The organism is Brasilonema angustatum, from assembly GCF_059505445.1.
Genome location: NZ_JCACKO010000035.1, coordinates 1 through 22,288 on the forward strand (window position 1 = coordinate 1; position 22,288 = coordinate 22,288).

At 40.9% G+C, this 22,288-nt stretch carries 19 protein-coding genes; 17 read left to right on the forward strand and 2 right to left on the reverse strand.

Annotated features, from left to right (window positions below):
- Nucleotides 1–300: 300 nt before the first annotated feature.
- On the reverse strand, nt 301–582 hold the full coding sequence (locus AC5JM2_RS08730) for a transposase (protein WP_495834546.1): 282 nt from the start codon (nt 580–582) through the stop codon (nt 301–303).
- Nucleotides 578–811, reverse strand: coding sequence for a hypothetical protein (locus AC5JM2_RS08735; protein ID WP_495834503.1), 234 nt, complete (start codon nt 809–811; stop codon nt 578–580). Before AC5JM2_RS08735 ends, AC5JM2_RS08730 begins: the two co-directional genes overlap by 5 nt.
- Before the next feature lie 745 nt (nt 812–1,556).
- Here AC5JM2_RS08735 and AC5JM2_RS08740 point away from each other — a divergent pair.
- From AC5JM2_RS08740 to AC5JM2_RS08820, 17 genes are all read left to right on the forward strand, one after another.
- Nucleotides 1,557–1,835: a hypothetical protein gene (locus AC5JM2_RS08740; RefSeq protein WP_495834504.1), complete on the forward strand. Its 279-nt coding sequence runs from the start codon at nt 1,557–1,559 to the stop codon at nt 1,833–1,835.
- A gap of 501 nt (nt 1,836–2,336) precedes the next feature.
- Nucleotides 2,337–3,152: a WecB/TagA/CpsF family glycosyltransferase gene (locus AC5JM2_RS08745; protein ID WP_495834505.1), complete on the forward strand. Its 816-nt coding sequence runs from the start codon at nt 2,337–2,339 to the stop codon at nt 3,150–3,152.
- A gap of 709 nt (nt 3,153–3,861) precedes the next feature.
- Nucleotides 3,862–4,935 carry a dTDP-glucose 4,6-dehydratase gene (gene rfbB / locus AC5JM2_RS08750; protein WP_495834506.1) on the forward strand — a complete coding sequence of 358 codons (1,074 nt, stop codon included), beginning with the start codon at nt 3,862–3,864 and terminating at the stop codon, nt 4,933–4,935.
- Nucleotides 4,936–4,975: 40 nt separating this feature from the next.
- Nucleotides 4,976–5,935, forward strand: coding sequence for a glucose-1-phosphate thymidylyltransferase RfbA (rfbA, locus tag AC5JM2_RS08755; protein WP_495834507.1), 960 nt, complete (start codon nt 4,976–4,978; stop codon nt 5,933–5,935).
- Complete coding sequence (gene rfbC / locus AC5JM2_RS08760; protein WP_495834508.1) at nt 5,932–6,477, forward strand: dTDP-4-dehydrorhamnose 3,5-epimerase; 546 nt, start codon at nt 5,932–5,934, stop codon at nt 6,475–6,477. Before rfbA ends, rfbC begins: the two co-directional genes overlap by 4 nt.
- Nucleotides 6,474–7,373 (forward strand): dTDP-4-dehydrorhamnose reductase, encoded by a 900-nt coding sequence (gene rfbD, locus AC5JM2_RS08765; protein WP_495834509.1) that lies wholly within the window; start codon nt 6,474–6,476, stop codon nt 7,371–7,373. Before rfbC ends, rfbD begins: the two co-directional genes overlap by 4 nt.
- A 376-nt stretch (nt 7,374–7,749) precedes the next feature.
- Nucleotides 7,750–8,589: an ABC transporter permease gene (locus tag AC5JM2_RS08770; protein WP_495834510.1), complete on the forward strand. Its 840-nt coding sequence runs from the start codon at nt 7,750–7,752 to the stop codon at nt 8,587–8,589.
- A 15-nt stretch (nt 8,590–8,604) separates the two neighbouring features.
- Nucleotides 8,605–9,879, forward strand: coding sequence for an ABC transporter ATP-binding protein (locus AC5JM2_RS08775; RefSeq protein WP_495834511.1), 1,275 nt, complete (start codon nt 8,605–8,607; stop codon nt 9,877–9,879).
- A 118-nt stretch (nt 9,880–9,997) separates the two neighbouring features.
- Nucleotides 9,998–11,173, forward strand: coding sequence for a glycoside hydrolase family protein (locus AC5JM2_RS08780; protein ID WP_495834512.1), 1,176 nt, complete (start codon nt 9,998–10,000; stop codon nt 11,171–11,173).
- Between the two features lie 161 nt (nt 11,174–11,334).
- On the forward strand, nt 11,335–12,294 hold the full coding sequence (locus tag AC5JM2_RS08785) for a glycosyltransferase (protein ID WP_495834547.1): 960 nt from the start codon (nt 11,335–11,337) through the stop codon (nt 12,292–12,294).
- A 32-nt stretch (nt 12,295–12,326) separates the two neighbouring features.
- Entirely contained in the window at nt 12,327–13,607 is a 1,281-nt protein-coding gene (locus AC5JM2_RS08790; protein WP_495834513.1) for a glycosyltransferase, read from the forward strand.
- A gap of 52 nt (nt 13,608–13,659) precedes the next feature.
- Nucleotides 13,660–15,711 carry an HAD family hydrolase gene (locus AC5JM2_RS08795; RefSeq protein ID WP_495834514.1) on the forward strand — a complete coding sequence of 684 codons (2,052 nt, stop codon included), beginning with the start codon at nt 13,660–13,662 and terminating at the stop codon, nt 15,709–15,711.
- A gap of 61 nt (nt 15,712–15,772) precedes the next feature.
- Complete coding sequence (gene glf, locus AC5JM2_RS08800) at nt 15,773–16,900, forward strand: UDP-galactopyranose mutase (protein WP_495834515.1); 1,128 nt, start codon at nt 15,773–15,775, stop codon at nt 16,898–16,900.
- A gap of 169 nt (nt 16,901–17,069) precedes the next feature.
- A complete protein-coding gene (locus tag AC5JM2_RS08805; protein WP_495834516.1) occupies nt 17,070–18,920 on the forward strand; it encodes a glycosyltransferase in 1,851 nt (616 codons plus the stop codon).
- Nucleotides 18,921–18,935: 15 nt separating this feature from the next.
- The gene (locus tag AC5JM2_RS08810) at nt 18,936–20,054 is read left to right on the forward strand and encodes a glycosyltransferase family 2 protein (protein WP_495834517.1); all 1,119 of its coding nucleotides are present in this window, start codon (nt 18,936–18,938) and stop codon (nt 20,052–20,054) included.
- 158 nt (nt 20,055–20,212) lie between these two features.
- Entirely contained in the window at nt 20,213–20,938 is a 726-nt protein-coding gene (locus AC5JM2_RS08815) for a class I SAM-dependent methyltransferase (RefSeq protein WP_495834518.1), read from the forward strand.
- Between the two features lie 38 nt (nt 20,939–20,976).
- Nucleotides 20,977–22,251 (forward strand): glycosyltransferase, encoded by a 1,275-nt coding sequence (locus AC5JM2_RS08820; RefSeq protein ID WP_495834519.1) that lies wholly within the window; start codon nt 20,977–20,979, stop codon nt 22,249–22,251.
- Nucleotides 22,252–22,288 lie beyond the last annotated feature (37 nt).

Here is a 22,288-nt window from a genome sequence, read left to right on the forward strand (position 1 = left end):
AATAGCTCGATGCCAGGATTTGATTTCAACTCATTACAAAAGGCAGTTGCTAAATCTAGCAACTGCCTTTTGTTCGTTTATCTGGCATTCTGCCAACTGTCACAATCGATTTTCTAATAAGTAGGTAGGCGAAAAAATTTCAAACTATGTAACGAAAACTTAACTATAGGCATTAGAGTTAAATTTTACACGTTGCGTACTATAGTTTCCTTTTTCTCCCCTAGCTGTAACACCATCAATGACCGCATAAGCACTCGTTGAACTCATCATCAAATATTTGCCCAGATAGCTGATCTTTTTTTAAGTGTTGCCACTCCAATTCAATTGGAACCGTTGGGAGCAATATTTTGGTAAAAAGAAAATGTATAAACCCATGTGCTGCCACTTTTTCCATAACTGCTGAACTTCCTTGCATCTATGTATGGAACCGTTGTCTTGTACTATTACTTTCATACGTCCAGTTTTTTGGGCTTCAAGCGCTTCTTTCTCCATCATATGGATGTAAGATTTGCGATTGACACCTCCAATTACCAGAGCGTAAAAAAACTGATTAAAGGTTGAACAAAGCCAATAATACTTAATCTGCGACCACGACGTTTTTTTGCTCTAAGCGTTTTTGCTCACCCTTAAAGTAATAGGTATAACCTGGTTCGCTCCATACACAAAACCCTGATTCATCCAAATATTTTAGGTTTATGTCTCCGGCAGCAGCAGATAATTCCAATATATCTAGGTCTGCTTGCTTGTTTGCTCGTGCTATCGGGTCTTGGTTGCCTTTGTGACTTTTCCTTGCTCGCTTCCAATTTACCACGCCAGTTGCTTCAAGTCGGCAGAGCCGCCCAAGGCACTGGCTCCCCTTTTTTTGAGTACCCGTCTTAATCTGTCGGGACTCAGTTTTATTGAGCGTTAAGCGTTTGCGTAGCGCCCCCTTAGGGGCTAGCTAGGTCTGCCCTAGGCAATCGCTTTCTAATTTTTGGGCGAGTTGGCGACTGTTGTAAGAAAGAGGAAAACATAGTACAGAACATATTAAATTTCACTTTGGCTGCCGCCTTTAACTTTTCGTTACATAGTTAGAAATTTCCAGGCCGACTTACTTAGAGTTATGTGGATGTATAACTGCGGAATATAGATCGCTTGAAAGCAAATTAGGGCTAGGAACATAACTGTATGCATAGTCAAAACCTTTTCTGCCAAGAATGAACTTGATTAGATATCTTTATGTGTTTTTTCCGTAGATATATAGAATTCATTCCGGATAACGGTTAAGACATAGTGAATAATATATCGTGTAAACTTTAGTGTAAGGTGTTGTGGTTAAGTAGGTCAGCCTAAAAAAACTTAAAATAGAAATTCTGCGATTGATTCGTTGCTAGTTAAATAATATGTATTCATTCTCTAGTGATGTTTTTTTCATTTGAATATTGAAGAAATTTAAAATCTTATTTATTATAATTAACTAAAAGAATAGAAATAAACTAGCCTATTTTTTGGTAGTTATAGAGCTTGAGTTATTGAAATCATGTTTCATTTGCCAAGCATATGAAAGGACAACTAAAATGCGACTAAAAAGATGGGAATCTCCTCGGCAAGAAGGTAGAAATGACAAGGGAAGAGGGGGCTCGGCAAGGCAGAGACAACTTCAAAAACAACATCAAATGCTCCGGAAAAGACTTAAAGAAGGTAAAAAACTCGAGAAAGACAATCAAGCAGATAGTATAAAACAAGGGAAAAAGAAAAAACAAAGACAGGGGGAAGATAAAATTCTCTTCCCCCTAAATTTTTTATTTTTTAGCAAAGACAACATAGTTTGTCATGGCACGCTACATAGGGTGTGAAAGTTGAATATAAAGAGTTATTAACTTGATAAAGCAATCATTTATGGATTTTGATCCAGCAAGTTTGTATCTTAAATAACAGTTCTTTTGTAATGATTAAGCATCAAATATTATAGGCTTGATTGTCTGTGATCTCGCTGAGCAGATTTCAATGTATTTACTCATCAAATATTTCTTTCTTTAATACAAAAAAATACAAAGTTAATGTAATTGAAATATGAAATTAATGTAATTAAAATATGAAATTAATGTAAAGGTTAATAAAATATGCTTAAAGAAGTAGAATTTTAGAGTAGAGTACTATACAGGCTAATGTAAATAAATTCTTCATACCAGGGAAGTCGGCGATTTATAGTAAAAGCTACTGCATCTCCATGTGTTAACTTTCGACCGTGTACTAAAAGTTGAAACGAGTCAGTCCAGTGAGATAGACTGACACACTTCAAAGTTTGGAAAGGTCATAAAGATGATTTGTTCTCTGTTAGACACAAGGAGTGACTTATGGTAGGAAGAGCTTTTCTACCGACTCAAAGAGTATTAGATTTTCCGATTACTGCCTTACGCTTAGATGATCAGATACGAACAATGTTGCGATGGGCGATCGCACATGAAAGTAAAACTGTATGTGTTGCAAACGTACATATGCTGATGGAGGCATATTGGAATCCAGACTTTGGAACTGTACTGAAGAATGCAGATCTTGTCACTCCTGACGGTATGCCTGTGGTGTGGATGATGAAACTTTTGGGGGTTAAATACCAAGACCGTGTAGCAGGAATTGATATTCTACAGGCATCGTGTGCGCTTGCTCAAAAACTGAATGTCAGCGTTTATTTCGTGGGCTCTCAAACAGAGATTCTTTCTCGGATGAGAGAAAGGTTAATTCAGGAATTTCCTAACCTGAAGATTGCAGCGATGGAACCTTTGCCTTTTCGTCCCCTGACATCAACTGAAGATAAAGCACTCATCGAAAGAATCAATTCCAGCGGTGCTGGTTTGGTGTTTGTCTGTTTAGGATGTCCCAAACAAGAAAATTGGATGGCTCAGCACAAGGATAGAATTCAAGCAGTCATGGTTGGGCTGGGTGGTGCTTTCCCAGTTTATGCAGGCCTCCATAAAAGAGCACCACGCATGGTGCGGGATTCTGGTTTGGAATGGCTTTATCGATGGATACAAGAACCCCGTCGCCTTTGTAAACGCTATACCAAGACTATTCCACCGTTTCTTTGGTTGGCTTTTAAGCAACTATTGACTTCAACTTCGTTAATCAGTACGCCATTCCATATTCGTGAACGGTACTTAGGATGGAGAGATTAGTAGATTGCTAACTGTGGTGATATTAAAGTGGCTAACCTTTTGCAATAACAAAGTTCATTGCCAGCAGACATTGTGACTAGCCAACAAGAACTTAGTTAGTATTTGATACCCACTCTTATCCATCGGGAACGATTGGCACACTAGCTTTGAGGACACAATTGCATTGTATTATCAGGAGACTTTCTGATGAAAATCTCCTGAGTATTAAGAAAACTCTTGAAGAGTGTCAGAAACCCTATATTTAAAAGCGGGGGTTTGGAAAGCCATATCTGACCAGACTAAGTGCCCTAAATACTACGTTCAAGGCAAGCGTTATAAAGATCGTGCCCTCCAGGCATAGGGCTGCAGGAGATACCCTGAAGGAGTGAGTGCTGACACAGCCATGATGAAGTTGGAAGCAATACCATTTTAAAAAATGTTTGCGACAGATACCCCACCCGCGCTCTTTGCGCACCCTTACGCCCCTTGTGGTGACTAATATCAGGGTTGGGGAGTGGCTTTGGCTTCATCTGTTGCATTCTTTTTTTTAACTGGTATAAGCACCCTGATCCATTGTCACAGAGACATACGAATCTAAAAAATCAAGCAATTTTTGATTGAATTTTGTAGCGATTTAAATTGCCCAAAGTTAAGCTATGTATGTAAGACAGAGTTTTCGAGCAAAATTTTAACCTGCGAAAACCTCTGTAGTTAAGAACAAACTAGGAAGATGCAAACTTTTTTGCTAACTGGTGGATTAGGTTTCATCGGTTCTAACTTCATCTTGAAAGCTAGAAAAAAACTTTGGGCTAATATTATCAATATCGACAAACTGACCTACGCAAGCAATCCTCAAAATCTAAAAGATTTACAGGATGATTCAGGATATCATTTTGTTCGTGGAGATATTGGTGATATTAAACTGATACTTCATGTTCTGGAGCAGTACCAACCAGATGCAATCATCAACTTTGCTGCTGAGAGCCATGTCGATCGCTCAATTCTCAATCCCCAAGATTTTATTCAAACAAACGTAGTTGGAACATTCCAACTTTTAGAAGCTAGCAGAGCTTACTGGGAAAAATTATCCCCGCAAAAGCGAGAGCAATTCCGTTTTTTGCACGTATCTACAGATGAAGTGTACGGCACATTAAGTCCAACTGATCCAGCCTTTCAGGAAAATACTCCATATGCTCCTAATAGTCCCTATGCTGCATCAAAAGCAAGTTCAGACCATCTCGTCAGAGCTTACTTTCACACCTATGGTCTCCCCACTTTAATAACCAACTGCTCAAACAACTATGGTCCACGCCAGTTTCCCGAAAAACTGATTCCTCTGATCATTCTCAATGCTTTAAACGAGAAACCTTTACCAATCTACGGTGATGGAAAGAATATCAGAGATTGGCTGTATGTTATGGATCATTGCGAAGCTCTTTACCTGGTTTTAAAAAATAGCTCTATTGGAGAGACCTATAATATTGGTGGTAATAATGAGCAAACAAACTTAACAGTGGTAGCGAAAATTTGTGCAATCCTCGATGAATTAGCTCCCAAACCAGGTTTGTGTCACTCGTCTTTGATGACTTTTGTGAAAGATCGCCCAGGTCACGACCGACGGTATGCAATAGATTGCAGTAAAATCGTCAAGGAACTGAGTTGGCAGCCAAAGGAGAATTTTGAGAGTGGTTTGCTCAAAACAATTCAGTGGTACTTGAGCAATTTAACGTGGGTTGAGCAAGTGCAATCTGGCGCTTACCAAAGTTGGATTCAGGAGAACTACGCAGACAGAGAAACAGTCTGATCAACAAAAGCCAAATCCTGAAATATCTGAGGAGTTAAGCATGAGGGGCATTATTTTAGCTGGCGGTTCTGGTACGCGGTTGTATCCACTGACTCAAGTGGTCAGCAAACAACTGATGCCTGTTTATGATAAGCCAATGATTTACTACCCCTTGTCTACTCTCATGTTGGCTGGGATTCGTGAAATTCTCATCATCTCTACGCCCAGCCATCTGCCACTGTTTCAACAACTTCTGCACGATGGTAGCCAGTGGGGTCTTAAGTTTAGCTATGTTGAGCAACCAAAGCCTGAAGGAATAGCACAGGCATTCATTTTAGGTAAAGATTTTATCGACAACGACTCCGTATGCCTGATTTTAGGTGATAATATCTTCTACGGACATGGTCTAATTGATGTACTCACTCGTGCAGCACAGTTGCGTGAGGGCGGACTAATTTTTGGTTATCGAGTTGCTGAACAAGAGCGATATGGAGTGGTTGAATTTGACGCAGCAGGTCAGGTCGTGAGTTTAGAAGAAAAGCCTAAGTTTCCCAAGTCTAACTATGCTGTACCAGGTATTTACTTTTATGATGCTCAGGTTTGTGAAATTGCATCTCAACTTAAACCCTCAGCCCGCAATGAGCTAGAAATCACTGAGCTAAGCCAAGTGTATCTCCGTAGAGGACAACTCAAAGTTGAAATTTTAGGTCGAGGCTATGCTTGGTTAGATACGGGTACCCATGAATCTCTTCATCAGGCTGCTAGCTTTATTCAAACTTTGGAACAACGGCAAGGCTTGAAAATAGCTTGTATTGAAGAAATTGCCTACTGCCAAGGATATATCAATGCAGACCAACTCTATCAACTTGCTAAACCATTAGCTAACAGCAGCTATGGGCGTTATATAATGGATATGATCAATGGTGATATCCGTACGACTCAAGTTCAGCAGGTCAATCCGGTGAGATCCGCCCATTACTTGAAGCAGGAATTTACAGAAACTAAGAAGGTAGGACTGTGAAGGTTATACAGACCGAAATTCCTGATGTATTGCTGATTGAACCACGAGTTTTTGAAGATGAGCGTGGCTTTTTTTACGAAAGTTATAATGAACAAGTTTGGCGAGAAAAGACAAATGTTGTAGAACACTTTGTACAAGACAATCACTCTCGTTCAGTGAAGAACGTACTACGCGGTTTGCACTATCAAATCAAGCAACCTCAAGGGAAATTGGTGAGAGTTGTGGTTGGTGAAGTGTTTGATGTCGCCGTGGACTTGAGAATGAGTTCTAAATATTTCGGTCAATGGGTTGGGGTTCATCTGAACGCTAAGGACAAGCAGCAACTATGGATACCAGCAGGTTTTGCTCACGGCTTCTTGGTGTTATCAGAATATGCTGAGACGCTTTATAAAGCGACAGACTATTACGCACCTGAATATGAACGTAGTATTTTGTGGAATGATCCTGATGTGGCGATCGCCTGGCCCCTCAAAGAAGAACCCATTCTCTCTGCCAAAGATAAAGCGGGTAAACTCCTCAAACAGGCGGAGGTCTTTGCGTGACCAGAATACTCTTAACAGGCAGCACAGGTCAAGTTGGTTGGGAACTGCAACGAACTTTGATGACTCTTGGAGAAGTCATTTCTGTGGGACATCAAATCTCCTCTTGTGGTCTACTCATGGATCTGTCTCAGCCTGACAGTATTCGTCATGTGATTCGTGAAGTTCAGCCTGACTTAATTGTAAATCCAGCGGCATACACTGCAGTGGACAACGCAGAATCAGAACCTGAATTAGCAATGGCTGTCAATGGAACTGCACCTGGTGTGATTGCAGAAGCAGCCAAGCAGTTGGGAGCAGGAGTGATTCATTACTCAACAGATTACGTGTTCAACGGTCATCAAGCGACACCATACACAGAGCAAGACGAACCTGATCCGCAAAATATCTACGGAAAAACAAAACTAGCTGGTGAAAAGGCAATTCAAGCAGTTGGTGTGCCTTATTTAATCCTGAGAACAAGTTGGGTCTATGGCTTGAGAGGTAAAAACTTTTTGTTAACAATGCTAAAATTAGCACCAGAGCGTGAAGAAATAAGAGTTGTAGATGACCAAGTGGGAGCACCAACTTGGAGCCGGATGATTGCAGAATCTACAGCACAAATTCTCTCTCAAGGAAAACAGGATTTGATTGGTTTTTTGAGCAATAAGAGTGGGATATATCATCTGACAGCTACTGGTCAGACAAGTTGGTATGGCTTTGCAAAAGCGATTTTTGAACTTGACTCCAAACGCAGTGAGCATAAGCTAAAGAACTTGGTAGCAATCCCCTCAGAGCAATATCCGACCCCAGCAACCAGACCAGCTTATTCTTCATTAGATACTCAAAAAATCTCTTGCAGATTTGGGTTAGCTTTGCCTACCTGGCAAAGAAATTTAGAATTGGTGCTTGGTTCATAACGTTTCAGGACTTACGCACGAACAACGTAGTTATAGTCATTGCGACCGTTAGCGCAGCGGGCAAGGGAGGGCATAGGGAAGCAATCGCAACCCACTCTTTTTCGTAGCGCGTGCGTAAGTTCTAGGTTTTAAAGAAATTTGATAATTAGCGCTATTGCTTGTTCTACATTGCTGTCCGAGAACTAGCAGAAATTTCATGTCAGATGCATTGTAAAGATTAGATGAAGACGTAAAAAAGATACAAATACTTCCTGATATTAAGGTCTGTGTAAAGAAGTAATAAGAGGAATGACAACGGTGTTTTCTCTGAATTTTCAAATCTTTTGGCTGCAAACAATCGCCCGTTATCTAATTGATGCAATATACAGGTAAGTAGATGAACACAAAAGAACTCACAATCGAGGCAGGTAGGGCTGAAAAGCAGTACTGGAAAGATTTGTGGACATACCGGGAACTGTTCTACTTTCTTGCATGGCGTGACATTTTAGTGCGCTACAAACAAACGGCGATCGGACTCGCTTGGGCACTGATTCGACCGTTTTTGACAATGGTTGTGTTCACAGTTGTGTTTGGCAATATAGCTAAGCTTCCATCTGAGGGTGATGCACCTTACCCAATTATGGTATTTTCAGCGCTGTTGCCTTGGCAGTTCTTTTCCGGTGCGCTAACTGAGTGTAGCAACAGCTTAATTAACAACGCCAACCTGGTTTCTAAAGTCTACTTTCCTCGGTTGATTGTGCCGACGAGTGCAGTGATTGTCAGCTTCGTAGACTTTTTGGTTTCTGGCATGATTTTACTGGCATTGATGGCATGGTATAACTTTGTGCCAGACTGGCGCATTCTAACTCTGCCAATATTTATTTTGATTGCGTTTGCAGCCTCAATTGGAGCAGGGTTGTGGTTAGCAGCATTAAACGTGAAGTATCGAGATTTTCGGTTCATTGTGCCGTTTATTGTCCAGTTTGGGCTTTATGTTTCACCTGTAGGGTTTAGCAGCAAGGTTATTGCTCAACGGTTTTCTGAACAGTTGCTGCTGCTGTATTCACTCAACCCAATGGTAGGGGTCATCGACGGTTTCCGCTGGGCAATTTTGGGCGGAGAGTCGCAGATATATTTACCAGGGTTTGCGCTGTCTGTTAGTTTTGTGGTCGTGCTGCTATGGAGCGGAATCTGGTATTTCCGCAAAACGGAACGCAAGTTTGCTGACGTAATTTAGCGAGGAGTGGATGACGTGTCTGATACAGTCATTAGAGTTGAAAATCTCAGTAAAAAGTACGTTCTGAGTCACCAGCAGACAGGGGGGAGTGCTAGCTATAATTCTTTACGTGACAAGATCACAGATGGGACAAAGTCTTTAGGTAAAAAATTACTGAAACCTTCTGCTCAGAAGACATCTAAGCCTACCCGTGAAGAATTTTGGGCGTTGAAGGATGTTTCGTTTGAAATCAAGCAGGGCGACAGGGTTGGCTTTCTTGGTCGTAACGGTGCAGGAAAATCGACATTATTAAAAGTTTTAAGCCGGATTATAGAGCCGACTAAGGGTAGAATTTCTATTAAAGGACGTGTCGCAAGTTTATTAGAAGTTGGTACAGGTTTTCACCCAGAGTTAACAGGTCGAGAGAATATCTTTCTCAATGGTGCGATTCTGGGTATGAGCAAAGTGGAGATTAAACGCAAATTTGATGAAATTGTGGCGTTTGCAGAAATTGAAAAGTTTTTAGACACGCCAGTAAAGCGATATTCATCAGGTATGTATGTGCGATTAGCTTTTGCAGTTGCTGCTCACTTGGAACCAGAGATTTTGATTGTAGATGAAGTACTGGCAGTGGGAGATGCACAATTTCAGAAAAAATGCCTTGGCAAAATGGAAGATGTAGCAGCTCAAGGAGGGAGAACAGTTCTATTCGTCAGCCACAGTATGTCCGCTATTTCTCAACTATGCAGTAGAGTTGTCTTCCTTGAATCAGGAAAAGTCAATTACGTTGGAGATATACAACAAGGAATTGATTACTATCTTGCCAGTAATTCCTTACAACTATCTAACTCATGGACTGGTATTGAAGGTGACGAACATCTGAAACTATTCAAAGTTTGTGTGTACCAAGATGAAAATGGTAACTCGGAACTGCAAAATCACAAGGAAATAAGAGTTAGATTAGAATACGAGCTTGCTAAAGATATACCTGACCTAATCATCGGAGTCAGTATCCATACAATCCGGAGTGAATTGTTAGCTCATAGTAGAATAGACGACTGCATTGCGTTTGATTCTAAGTACACTTCTGTAGGGTATCATGTGTCAGAATTAGTGATACCTGGTAACACACTTGCTAATGGCGATTTTCTTGTAAAACTTGATATAGGAATTCATAATGTGAAACAGATTATAAATAAGGAGCTAAGCTTTTCTGTTGTCAACGTAGAAGGTATTGGTAGGAAGTTCATAACATCAAAATGGGATGGCATATTTAGACCTAACTGGAAGTGGATAATTCAGAACCCATAAAGAATTAATGCGCGTCTTTGTTCTCAACTTCATTAAGTTTATCTACACCTAATTCTTGCCAATAAAAAAAGTAGGTACTGTCATTCACTATTAATTTAGAAGTAGCTCAACAACATCCATGACTCTGACAACCTTAACTCTTACAACCTTTGAAAAAGCTAAAAGAAAAATTGGTTCACTAAAGAGAAATTTAATCTCGGTCAATCGCTCATTAACAATTCCCTATGAAAAGGCTCTCTTTCTCATGTTTGAGCAGCCTAAAGTGTATAAGAAAGAGGCGTTGTACTTCCATACGGAGTATCTTCCTTTTAAACAGATTGCGTGTAGAAGTTGGGATCCTTGGATTCTCAAAGATAAGAATGTCTACAGAATGTTTTTTTTACTAGGCAATAAGTTTGCAGAGCCTTTTTGGGTAGCAGGAAGTATTGGATACTCTATCTCGTATGACTTAAAGAACTGGATTTATCAAGGAGTTGCTCTCAATATAGATGATAGGTATGAATGGCAAAATGGAAGACTCCTTGCAGGTTCTTGCTACGTAGAAGATGGTTTATATTACCTATTCTATTCTGCGTCCCCTAAATCTCCAAGGCTTTTTGAAGAGAAAATAGGCTTGGCTATTTCAGAAGATAGTAAAAACTGGTTTAAATTGCCTGAGCCTTTAATTGTTGCGGACAATATAAATTATAGTTCTGCAAAAGAACTAAATCCTTTCCTTATGCCAAAGCCAGAGTTTGAACACTGGCACTTTCGAGATCCCTATCTGTACAAATGTCCTTCTAGCGAGCTTTATTATATAATTTTCTCTGCTTCAGCGGCTTATGGTCATGAAAGTTACAGGGGTTGTGTCGGAATAGCTGTTTCAGAGCATATTCAAGGACCTTATACTCTTATGGAACCTATTCTCTATCCAAAAGTTGAAGGGACAGATGAAGGTATTTTCTTTGAGATAGAAAGACCTCAAATCATCTTTAAAAACAATCAATATTATTTATTTGGATCAGCTTGGTTAGGAACATTAAATCCTAAAGTTATTGACATATATTCAAAGGCTGGAGCAAACGATTTCTCTTTGTACTGTTATGTTGCAGATAAGTTGACTGGTCCCTATTTGCCTATTTCATCTGTTCCTGTAGTTCCAGGAAGTAATAGAACAAAGCTTTATGGTACTAATCTTATGCAAGATGACTCCGAAAATTGGTTTGCCTACGGTTGGTATCCTAATTCTTTTGCTTGTGAAGTAACACCGAAATACCAAGTGCAATGGGATGAAACGGCTCCAGCAATCAAGTGATTATCACGGAAAATTATGTAAGAAAAACTTAGGTTTATATTGGCGATGCTATGAAGTTAAAACTTTCACAAGTTCCCATGAAGTCGAAACTACCTCAAAAGATTGAATACCCTCAGATTGAACCTATACCTGAAGGTACACACCGTCCTTTGTGGTCAGTGATGATTCCAACTTACAACTGTGCTAACTATCTCGCTCAGACTCTTGAGAGTGTTCTGTCCCAAGATCCCGGACTAAAACACATGCAAATAGAGGTTGTCGATGATTGCTCAACTAAAGATGACCCAGAAGCAGTAGTAAGAGAAATTGGTAAAGGGCGTGTATCTTTCTATCGTCAACCTCAAAATGTAGGTGCAATTCGTAACTTCAATACCTGTATTCAGCGTAGTGTAGGACAGTTTGTTCACATTCTTCATGGTGATGATTTTATTGCACCAGACTTTTATTCATCCTATGCAGAACTTTTGCAATCACATCCAGACGCTACCTTAATAATTAGCCCTTCAATTTCTGTTGATGAAAAGAATCAGCATATCCACACTGAGTCACCACTTCCAAACATAGATGGAAGAATAACAGACTTTCCAACAATTCAGGCTGTGAGAAATGCGATTCATACGCCTACTGTGATTGTACCTCGCAAAGTTTATGAGCAGATTGGCGGTTTCTATCTGCCACTGAGCCATACTGCTGATTGGGAAATGTGGTTCAGAGCAGGTCTGTATGGCAAGGCGGTTACCCTAGATAGGCAAGTTGCTTATTATCGTGTTCATTCAGGAAGTGATACAAGCCGACTGGCGCTTACAGGTAAAAATATTTGGGAGGGCAAATACACAGTTGATATGTGTATGCATCAATTACCTGAAAAAAATCGTACAGAGATTGAAAAAAATAAATATTCTCACATAGCAGAGCTAGCTCGTTACTTCTATGAAGAGTTAGCAAAGAGAAAAATATGGAAAGGTAGCTTAATTCATGCAGGTTGGAATTTAAAACTATCTCCTCGTAAATCTGCTATGAAAGTCTATTTCAAGGCTTTGGCTCGGTATGTGTTGTACGGAATTTTTAAATTTGAAGTGCCATTAATTAAACTTAAAAAAGATATCTCTAGTCCTACTTAGATGAATTGAAATATACTAACTATCCCTAACCTATGAAAATAGCTATTGTTAGCAAGTCAGATAGAAATGGAGGTGGAGCAAGTAGAGTTGCTGAAGATCTTGCAACCTGGTTAAATGATGCAGGTCACCCAACTGACCATTTGATTGCCTTTAACTTCAAAGAACCTCTTTCATTCCAGCGCAGTCTCTACGCACAACGTATTAGATTCAAGGTTTGTAAAAAAATTCATGAAAAGACGAAGGAATACGGTTTCCCTGAGTTGTTTCCTGTTGAATACTGGTTTAACTTAAGCAGAATTCTCGATAATTACGATGTTGTCCATTTTCATGATTTATATACTGCCATATCTCCGCTCACTCTCGCTCTAACTTCTCGACGCAAACCCACTTTTTTCACGGTACATGACTGTTCTCCATTTACTGGTGGCTGTGTGTACCCAATGGGGTGTGATAAATTTACTAGCGATTGTCATAAGTGTCCTCAATTACCTGAGGGGAAAAATAAAGAGAAAATACCTGATCATACAAGAGAAATTCAGACAATTAAACGATGGATTGCGAGTAAATTCAATATTCGCTACATATTTCCAAGTCATTGGATGCTTCAAGAGGCTCAACAGGCTCTTAAATTTAAAATTTCACCTGTTGTTATTCCAAATGGTCTTAATTTGCAATGTTTTCCTTCTGTGAAAAAGGTTGATGCAAAAAATAGTTTAGGTATTCCAGAACACCGCAAAGTAGTTGTTATTTCAGCACACGGTCTGTTTGATCCCCGTAAGGGCGTAAAGTATGCAATTACAGCCCTTCAAAGTGTGCGCGATTTGTCTCCAATAGTTCTAGCTGTAGGACATTGTAACGATGAGTTGAGGCAGGCATTGGAGGGAGTTGAGGTCAGAGAAATGGGTTTTATTTCAGACCCTAACTTTTTGGCTCAAGTTTACTCTGCAACAGACGTTATGCTTTTCTGTACCCTTGCTGATAACCTGCCACTTACTGTTCTTGAAGCAATGGCCGCATCTACTCCAGTCATTGGTTTTTCCACAGGGGGTGTTCCAGAGATGATCCAGACTGGACGCAACGGTATCCTAGTTGAACCTACTAACCAACAGGCACTAAACCAAGCTCTGCGCCAAGCATTGCTGTCCAGTGATTTAGAAGCAATGGGTCAGCAGGCAAGAAGAGATGTTGAAAATTACTTTTCAAGGGCTGTATGTGTTGAGAAGCATCTGCAACTCTATCAGAATTTTGAGCATTCATTGTCGAAAATTGACCTACAGTCTGTTGTACCGACTGAACCTGCAATAAACAGATAAGTCAAGTCTTGGGCTTTTTGTTGAATCCCCTAACAACATTGGTGGAATCTTAATGAAAGACATAGTTTATTCTTTTGACGTATTTGACACATCCCTGGTTCGGATTTGGGCTAGACCAACCCACCTCTTCTTGGAAGTAGGCAATCAACTACAAAAAGACAATTTGATTCAGGTTTCGCCAGAATCTTGGTGTCACCTAAGAATAGAGGCTGAAATAACTGCAAGAAAGACTGCATTAACTGATGAAGTAACACTAAAAGAAATATATACACATCTTGCTCCTTCCTTAAACTGGTCAACCGATGAAGTGGAAAAGGCAAAACAGAAGGAGATAGAAATTGAGCTATTGAGTTTACGTCCAGTACCAGCAACTCAAAAGAAAATTCAATCGCTCCAGCAAGCAAACCAACAAGTAATCTTTATTTCAGATAACTATCTTTCTGAAGAAGTTATTCGGACTTTCTTGAAAGAAAACAATGTCTGGACACCGGGCAGTACTTTGTATGTTTCATCAGAGGTAGGGGTTCAGAAAGAATCTGGCAAGTTATTTCAACACTGTTTGGTAGAAGAATCGCTCAAACCATCTCAGTTGTCTCATGTTGGAGATAACCAACACGCAGATGTCAAAGTTCCTAGAAAACTTGGTATTCCATTTGAATTTTTTACTCAAACCCACCTCAATCGATACGAGGAACGAATAGCGGACAGCACTGGGCTGCCGTTAAAATTTAGATCTCTCCTAGCTGGGGCTACCAGACTTACCCGTTTGCAGTCTCAAGAAACGAGTCTTGATAAACAAGTTATTTGGGACACGACAGCGAGTGCGATCGCTCCGATCTTATTCGGTTTCGTTCACTGGTGCTTAGTAGAAGCGCAAAAAAAAGGAATTCAAAGACTATACTTTGTCGCCAGAGATGGGCAAATATTGCAAAAAATTGCTCAAGTTATCTGCCGGAATTGGGGATTTAAAATCGACTGCCGCTACTTATACGGTTCTCGTCAAGCATGGCATTTGCCTGCTATCCAAGAGATTGGCGAAGCCGAGCTTGACTGGATTTTGTTTGGCACTGAGGCTGGCAGTCAGTTTTATTCAATTCGTTCTATTTGTGACCGGGTTAACATATCACCGGATCAAATTAAAGATATCTTGAGTCTCTATGATTTTCCAGCAACAAAATGGGATCTGAATCTTCAGCAACACGAACGTGAATTACTAAAGCAGATTTTCACTCACAAGGAGGTTACTGAAGTTATCATCTCAACTGTAGCGACCTATCGTAAGAAGGCGATTGGCTACTTCCGTCAGGAAGGAATAGGCGATGAAGTTCCCTTTGGTTTGGTGGATGTTGGCTGGACTGGACGCATACAACGCTCTTTTAGTAGATTACTTGACATTGGTGGTCTGTATCCAGAATCAGGCGTTTTTGGTTTTTACTTTGCCTTTCAACATCGGGTTAAGCCATTTCAAAATGATCGTTTACAGGCTTATTTCTATGATGTATGTGCACCGCGTGCTCGCGATTTTATCTCCAAGTACACTTGCTTGTTTGAGCTTTTCCTTACGGCGGATCATGGTAGCACAATGAGCTACGAGCGATGTGGTGAGCAGTATATTCCCGTACTTCGTTCCCCAAAAAATGAACAAGCGATTAATTGGGGATTATATGTCATGCAAGACGCTGCTGTTGAATTTGCAGAGCAAATTACAACACACCTGAGTGAGCAAGAATGTACAACTGATCTTTTACTGCAGGGAACTGAAATTTTAGCAAAAGAAATTGTCCTCAATCCTTCCCCTCACGAAGCCCAAGTGTTTGGCTCCTTCGCAATCTCTTCAGATCAAACTGAAAATGCCTTCTATGAAATAGCACCCATTTACAGCTTAGCCGACTGGTGGAGACTACTGCTTTATGATAGGCAACCACATCATGTAGATGTATGGTTTCCTGCGTCAGTTGCCAGAAGTAACGCCATTGTAAGAAAAATCTACAAATTGAGTAACAATAGCAACAACAGAATAATCCTTACAATTCGGAAAATTTTGGGCAAATTTAAACGTTTTTTCCTAAAAAAAATAAAACTACTTAATATTAGCTTTCAATAAAGCTAAAGCAGTAATGAAGTTTCAAACCCCAAATTACATCAAGCAAGGATAGATAAATCACATGAAATTTGACTGGCTAATCATAGGCGCTGGATATTCAGCCTGCGTAATAGCTGAGCGAGTTGCTAATGAACTAGGACAAAGAGTACTAATTGTAGAAAAACGGGATCACATTGGCGGTAATGCCTACGATTACTACAACGAGCATGGCATCCTAGTTCACAAATACGGGCCCCATATCTTTCACACAAAATCTAAAAAAGTTTGGGATTATTTGTCTCAATTTACTGAGTGGAGACATTACTATCACCATGTGCTGGGAGTTGTGGAAGGGAAGAAAGTTCCCATCCCTTTTAATCTCAATTCCCTTTACGCTCTTTTTCCGCCAAAATATGCAGAAAAGCTGGAGAATTTGCTTTTAGAAAACTTCGGTTTTGGGGTTAAAGTACCCATTTTAAAACTGCGTGAAAGTGCTAGTGGTGATCTCACCTTCCTAGCTGAATACATCTATGAAAATGTTTTCCTCCGCTACACGATGAAGCAGTGGGGTGTGAAACCAGAGGAACTAGATCGGGGAGTCACAGGACGTGTTCCAGTTTATATCAGCCGAGATAACCGTTATTTTCAAGACCCCTACCAAGCAATGCCCAAGCTTGGCTACACCGAAATGTTCCGCAAAATGCTGGCTAACCCCAACATTAAGGTAATGCTGAACACAGATTACCGCGAGATTATTAACGACGTTAAGTTTGATCGGATACTTTGCACCGGACCAATTGATACCTTCTTCGATTATATGTATGGCGAATTGCCTTATCGCAGCCTACGCTTTCACTTCGAGACTTTGGATCAAGAGCAGTATCAAGAGGTTGGTACAGTCAACTACCCCAACGACTACGATATTACCCGCATTACAGAGCAGAAGTATTTGTCAGGACAAACCTCACCCAAAACCACCTTGGTGATGGAATATCCCCAAGCTTATGTACCAGGGAAAAACGACCCTTATTACCCTATCCTCAATGAGGAGAACCGTGAGCGTCTTGAGCTTTATCTCAAGGAAGTAGAGAAACTCAGCGGTTCAGTACTTTTTGCCGGACGACTTGCAGATTACAAGTATTACGATATGGATCACGCAGTCCTGCGAGCACTTGGTGTATTTGAGAAAGAGATAGCAACCTCCGCGTAGAAATGAAAAGTCACATCTGAAGAAACAAGGTCATAAGCTTCTATGATTTTTGGAAAGCCAAGATTTGTAAGTTAAAAATAGCGACAAATGGCTGAGCCAGAACTTTATTTAATCTGGGTACAGCATCTACCAAAAAAGATGAGATATGTATAAACTCGGCAGGAATTCAATGAATATAATCAGCAGAATTCAATTTACCAATACACCTGATGCCTCTGACTTGTATATGAAATATAGTGAGGGTGCATCTCTAAAATTCTGTGAAGAATATGCAGAGATTACCCTTACTAAAAATGGTGTTTTGTCTTTCAACACCTACTTCAATTCATTTTATGAGACATTTTATGCCAAATATACGGAGCTTGAGTCTCTGTATTACCTATTAAAGCTTGAGGGTGATTTTCAAGTCTCGCTCTACAGAGAGCATTATGAACAAGAGAATAGAGAGCTTATTCATAAGGAGAATTTCGAGAACTGCCAACTACAAGAGCAAATTAAAATCTTGCTCCCTGATTCCTGGCGGAGTGAGGATGCTGGCAGAGTTTACCTGGAAATCATGTGCTTGAGTGAGCGGGGTTCTTTTGCGGAGGGATGTATAGCAACTGCTCAAAATCCGGTTAGGGAAGTATCTTTGGGTATCATCAGCTGCACATTTAAGAAAGAAGCGTACATTAAAAAGACAGTAGACGCTATTTTGAAAGATGATTTTTTACAAGACAAAAAGCTTAAAATATTTGTTGTTGACAATGGAAAAACCTTAAATAAAGATGAGTTTCCAGAGCAACAGGTTGAACTAATTCTTAATAGAAATGTAGGTGGAAGTGGTGGCTTCACTCGTGGACTCATTCAGGCTTTGCAGGAAGATGTTTTTACCCACTTCCTATTTATGGATGATGACATTCTGCTAGAGACTGAATCTATTTACAGGCTCTTCCCCTTGTACGAATATGCGAAGCAAGACTTCGCCGTAGCTGGTAGTATGTTCGATTTGTATAAAAAGCATATTTTGTATGAAGCAGGGGCATTGTACGCTAAATGCTTCGACGGTGATGGAGATTATATGTATAATCCGTTCACAATTGCTCCTTTGAAGAACAATCTTAATCTCGAAAATACTGCTAATACCAATCTTTTACTATCAGAGGAGAACCCAGACTACGGAGCATTCTGGTTTTTCGCATTTTCCAGAAAAGCTGTTGACGAAATAGGGCTGCCAATGCCATTCTTTATCAAACTAGACGATATAGACTTTAGCTTAAGGATTAAAGAACACTTTGGTAGTCCAATAGTACCTTTTCCAGGAATAGCTGTTTGGCATGAACCTTTCTATGGAAAGAACCCCGTTTGGGATAATTACTACATTATTCGCAACCACCTGATAACGCATTCCATGCGTAATTCATTGAATTATATGGATGCAGTCAAGTTTTTGACAAAAAGCCTGCTGCATAAGTTGTTTATATTTGACTATAATTCTGCAGAAATGTTGCTCAAGGGTTTTGAGGATTATATGAAAGGACCATTGCTGATGGAAAGCAGCGATCCAGAAATGCTACACGCCAGTATCGTAGGACTAAGCAAAAGCCACAAGAGTCAGAGTATACAGTCTAATTCCTTACTAAAGAGCGAACCTCCCAACAACTCAGGTGCTAAAAAGACCAAAGACCCTGCTTTCAAGAAACTGCTTGGTCTACTGACTCTCAATGGTCATTTGCTCCCAAGCTTTTTGTTGAGTAAGGATGATGCAATTTTGTGGATTACTTCTGACAATATGGAGTGGTGGCCCAAAGTATTTACGAAAAAACGAGTTTTGATTTTCAGGGAAGGCAACAACTCTATTTCCCAGAATGAAATGAGTAGACCAGTGGGTATTGGAATTTTCATCAAATGGCTTCAAATCATTCTTAAAGGTGGTATTAGGTGGTCATCTGTCAGTTCAGAATGGAGAAATGCTGTCAAGCTTTTGACCTCTACTGAGTTTTGGACAAAGTATCTCAAGCTAAATGAGCAAAGTTCATAGTCTGAGGAGCAGTATATGCAAAATTTACAAACTAACACACTTCAGGCGATCGCACTCCCCCCACTTCCCGACAACCCATTAGTCTCAGTCATAGTTCCAAACTACAACTACGCCAAATACATTGGCGAAACTCTAGAAAGTGCGCTTCGCCAAACCTACCCTCATTTTGAAGTCATAGTCTGTGATGATGGCTCCACCGACAATTCCTGTGATATCATCGCCAACTTTGTTCGCAAAGATTCCAGAATTAAGCTGGTTTGCAAGCAAAATGGGGGTGTTGCTACAGCATTAAATGCTGCATATCAAGAAAGCAAAGGTGAAATCATTTGCGTATTAGATGCAGATGATATTTGGCTGGATAACAAGTTGCAAAGGGTTGTGGAGGCATTTAAGTCTCAGCCTAAGTTTGGCTTCGTGATTCACAATGTAATTCAAATTGATGGTCAGGGGAACTTGATAAATTCAACCCCTATGTTAAAGCAATTAGCTTCAGGTTGGATGGCATCTTACGCTCTGGAAAATGGTGGATGGGTTGACAACATTCCTCCAGCCTCCGCGCTCAGTGTCCGACGGGAAGTTGGTGAGTTGATATTTCCACTCAACGAAGAATTCAAACGTAACGCAGATAGTATTATCTTCCGTCTAGCTCCATGCATAACAGAGATTGGATCTGTACCAGAGGTGCTGAGTCAGTTTCGCTTGCATGGAGCAAACATTACCAGTCTATTAACTTTGACTGTAGATTCTCTTGAGCGTGAGCACCTAATTATCGCACGTTTACACCAAGAGCAAAAACAGTTTCTTAAGAAATTCTACGGAACAGAAATCGCACAGAAGCTGACAGATTGGCAGTCCAGCCTCCTAGTACGCCACAATCTTTATTTAATTGCTCGTCTCAAAGGTGCATCTAAGGCAGAAAGCACAAAGGCACATCAGCAGCTTGTGACTCACCCCAAATTTAATGCTCAGTTTGGTAGTTCCATACCTCAAAAGTTACTACTACAATGGGGTGAGTATCTACCTAAGCCAGTTTTTTCCGCGTTGTTCGATCTGGTTTACGGATCGAGTCGGCTTAAGCGTTTCGTGAAATTGCTATTGAGGGGAAAGCTGATTGCCAGTCGGACACAGGGGTAATCCAAATTCATCTAGATTTGCACTAGGGGCGCTCTAGCTGAGTTAAGAATTTCAATTTGTATAACAAGTCATTTTGTATTCCAAGCAACTGAAGCCATACCTGACCACAGATTGACTTATAGCGTCAAGTACTTCAACAAAACACAGGTGAGCATACCATGAGCTACAAAAGCACGACCGACAGACTGTTTGAACAATACAACACTTATATTCAAAGGCCTACGATTGAGAACAGCCGTTCCAAAAAATTGATTTATCAATATTTTCAGCGTATTCTCAATCCGTGGCTACCAGTGGATCGTTCAGCCAGGATTCTAGATGTAGGCTGTGGCGAGGGAGCTTTAATAGCATTCTTGAAGGAGAAGGGATATACAAACTTGTCAGGATTCGATATTTCGCCGCAAAATGTAGCCATTTGCCATCGATTGGGGTTCAAGTTTGTGCAACAGTTGGATGTACTGCAACTGAAACAAGACCCTCGTGCAGAGCGATATGATGTCATATTTGCAATCGATATTTTGGAGCATTTACCAAAACAAGCAGCAGCCCAATTTCTGGAGCAGATCCGAAAGCAACTCAAACCAGGTGGCTATGTCGTCGTTCAAACCCCCAACATGGGCAGCGTATTTGGCTGTCTCTATCGCTACGCTGACCTTTCGCACGAGTTCGGTTTAACAGAACATTCTGCTGTGAGTCTTTTGACGATTGCTGGATTTGCTGCTGAAAAGGTAGAGATCAAACCATCTTGGAATGCATCAACATTTCTCGGGTATCTGCGGGAAGCTTACTTGCGTGTTCTACATCAGGTGATCTTCTTGGCTGAAGGAGCTGGTTGCCCTAAGATCCCAACAAAAAATCTCTTGATGCGGGCATTTAATTCATAAAAAGCAGACGGAACAAAGCATCCGTGTAAATCCTCATTATGCTCAAGCCTAATTCTCCCATAAAGACAGCTTCACCCCTACGCGTACTTTTTGTCAGTCATGCCTACGTGGTTGGTGTGAATCAGGGAAAGCTGAATGCGATCGCCCAAAGGGCGGCTCCCTCTGGGAGCATCGCCTCCTCCGGGGCAAAGCCCATCGCCCAAACTAACAAAGCTGAAGTTGGTTTGCTAGCTCCTAGCAACTGGAAAGCATTAGAGTGGAATCGGCTACTTCCACTAGAAACACCCTACCCTAATATCAAAACTTATTCAGCGCCTGTTTTATTTACAGGTCGAAGCGGCGCGCACCTATATGCGCCTTGGAAACTTGCTCAGGTACTCAATGAGTTTCGACCAGACGTGGTGCAGGTTGAAGAAGAAGTTTTTTCCCTTTGTGCGTTTGAGCTAGCAATTTGGAGCAGACTCACCAGCAAACCCCTAGTCGTCTTCGGTTGGGAGAATATGGAGCGCCGCCTACCACTTCCACGCCACTGGGTTCGCCAATTCGTCTTAAGTACGGCAAAGTTAATTATTGCTGGTAATCGTGATGGTGCAGAATTATTGCGTCAATGGGGCTACACCGGGTTAGTGGAAGTTATGCCCCAGATGGGAGTAGATACTCAGTTATTTGCTCCTAATTTTCATGGCGGCGCTAGGCGATCGCCTGAACAAAAAAACGAAGAATTTCACATTGGTTTCCTCGGGCGGTTGGTACCTGAAAAAGGTATTGACATCATATTTGCCGCAGTCCGCCAACTCCAACAGCAAGGACTCAACTGCCGAATTATCCTCTGTGGCTCTGGTTCAGGTGAAGAAGTTTTGAGACAAGAGGCACAAAAGCAACAAATTGCCGATCTAGTCACTTGGCAAGGAGCAGTACCTCACCATAAAGCCCCAGAACAAATCAGCAAGTTTGATGTCCTCGTTTTACCATCACGCACAGCCGCAACCTGGAAAGAACAGTTTGGTCATGTGCTGATTGAAGCAATGGCAATGGGTGTACCAGTGATTGGTTCTAGTTCTGGCGAAATTCCCAACGTCATTGGGCGACCCGATTTAGTGTTTCCAGAAGGAGATGCTCAGGGACTAGCGGCAATATTGGAGCGCATGATCCGCGATCGACAGTGGTGCGAAGAAACTGGACGCTATGGCATGACCAGAGTGTATCAGCATTACACGCACGAACGGATTGCAGAGCGGTTGCTTAACTTATGGCAAAAGTTACTGGAGCCAAACAATGCGGCATATGCGATGAGACACGAAAAGCTCATATAGCAGTGCCTTAAATCTAGCTTTGATGATGTTTTGAGGG

What these genes read in the sequence shown, in the direction of transcription:
- AC5JM2_RS08740 (WP_495834504.1), top strand. Translation starts at nt 1,557, where the DNA reads ATGCGACTAAAAAGATGGGAATCTCCTCGGCAAGAAGGTAGAAATGAC.
- AC5JM2_RS08745 (WP_495834505.1), top strand. Translation starts at nt 2,337, where the DNA reads ATGGTAGGAAGAGCTTTTCTACCGACTCAAAGAGTATTAGATTTTCCG.
- rfbB (WP_495834506.1), top strand. Translation starts at nt 3,862, where the DNA reads ATGCAAACTTTTTTGCTAACTGGTGGATTAGGTTTCATCGGTTCTAAC.
- rfbA (WP_495834507.1), top strand. Translation starts at nt 4,976, where the DNA reads ATGAGGGGCATTATTTTAGCTGGCGGTTCTGGTACGCGGTTGTATCCA.
- AC5JM2_RS08770 (WP_495834510.1), top strand. Translation starts at nt 7,750, where the DNA reads ATGAACACAAAAGAACTCACAATCGAGGCAGGTAGGGCTGAAAAGCAG.
- AC5JM2_RS08780 (WP_495834512.1), top strand. Translation starts at nt 9,998, where the DNA reads ATGACTCTGACAACCTTAACTCTTACAACCTTTGAAAAAGCTAAAAGA.
- AC5JM2_RS08785 (WP_495834547.1), top strand. Translation starts at nt 11,335, where the DNA reads ATGATTCCAACTTACAACTGTGCTAACTATCTCGCTCAGACTCTTGAG.
- AC5JM2_RS08790 (WP_495834513.1), top strand. Translation starts at nt 12,327, where the DNA reads ATGAAAATAGCTATTGTTAGCAAGTCAGATAGAAATGGAGGTGGAGCA.
- AC5JM2_RS08795 (WP_495834514.1), top strand. Translation starts at nt 13,660, where the DNA reads ATGAAAGACATAGTTTATTCTTTTGACGTATTTGACACATCCCTGGTT.
- glf (WP_495834515.1), top strand. Translation starts at nt 15,773, where the DNA reads ATGAAATTTGACTGGCTAATCATAGGCGCTGGATATTCAGCCTGCGTA.
- AC5JM2_RS08805 (WP_495834516.1), top strand. Translation starts at nt 17,070, where the DNA reads ATGAATATAATCAGCAGAATTCAATTTACCAATACACCTGATGCCTCT.
- AC5JM2_RS08810 (WP_495834517.1), top strand. Translation starts at nt 18,936, where the DNA reads ATGCAAAATTTACAAACTAACACACTTCAGGCGATCGCACTCCCCCCA.
- AC5JM2_RS08815 (WP_495834518.1), top strand. Translation starts at nt 20,213, where the DNA reads ATGAGCTACAAAAGCACGACCGACAGACTGTTTGAACAATACAACACT.
- AC5JM2_RS08820 (WP_495834519.1), top strand. Translation starts at nt 20,977, where the DNA reads ATGCTCAAGCCTAATTCTCCCATAAAGACAGCTTCACCCCTACGCGTA.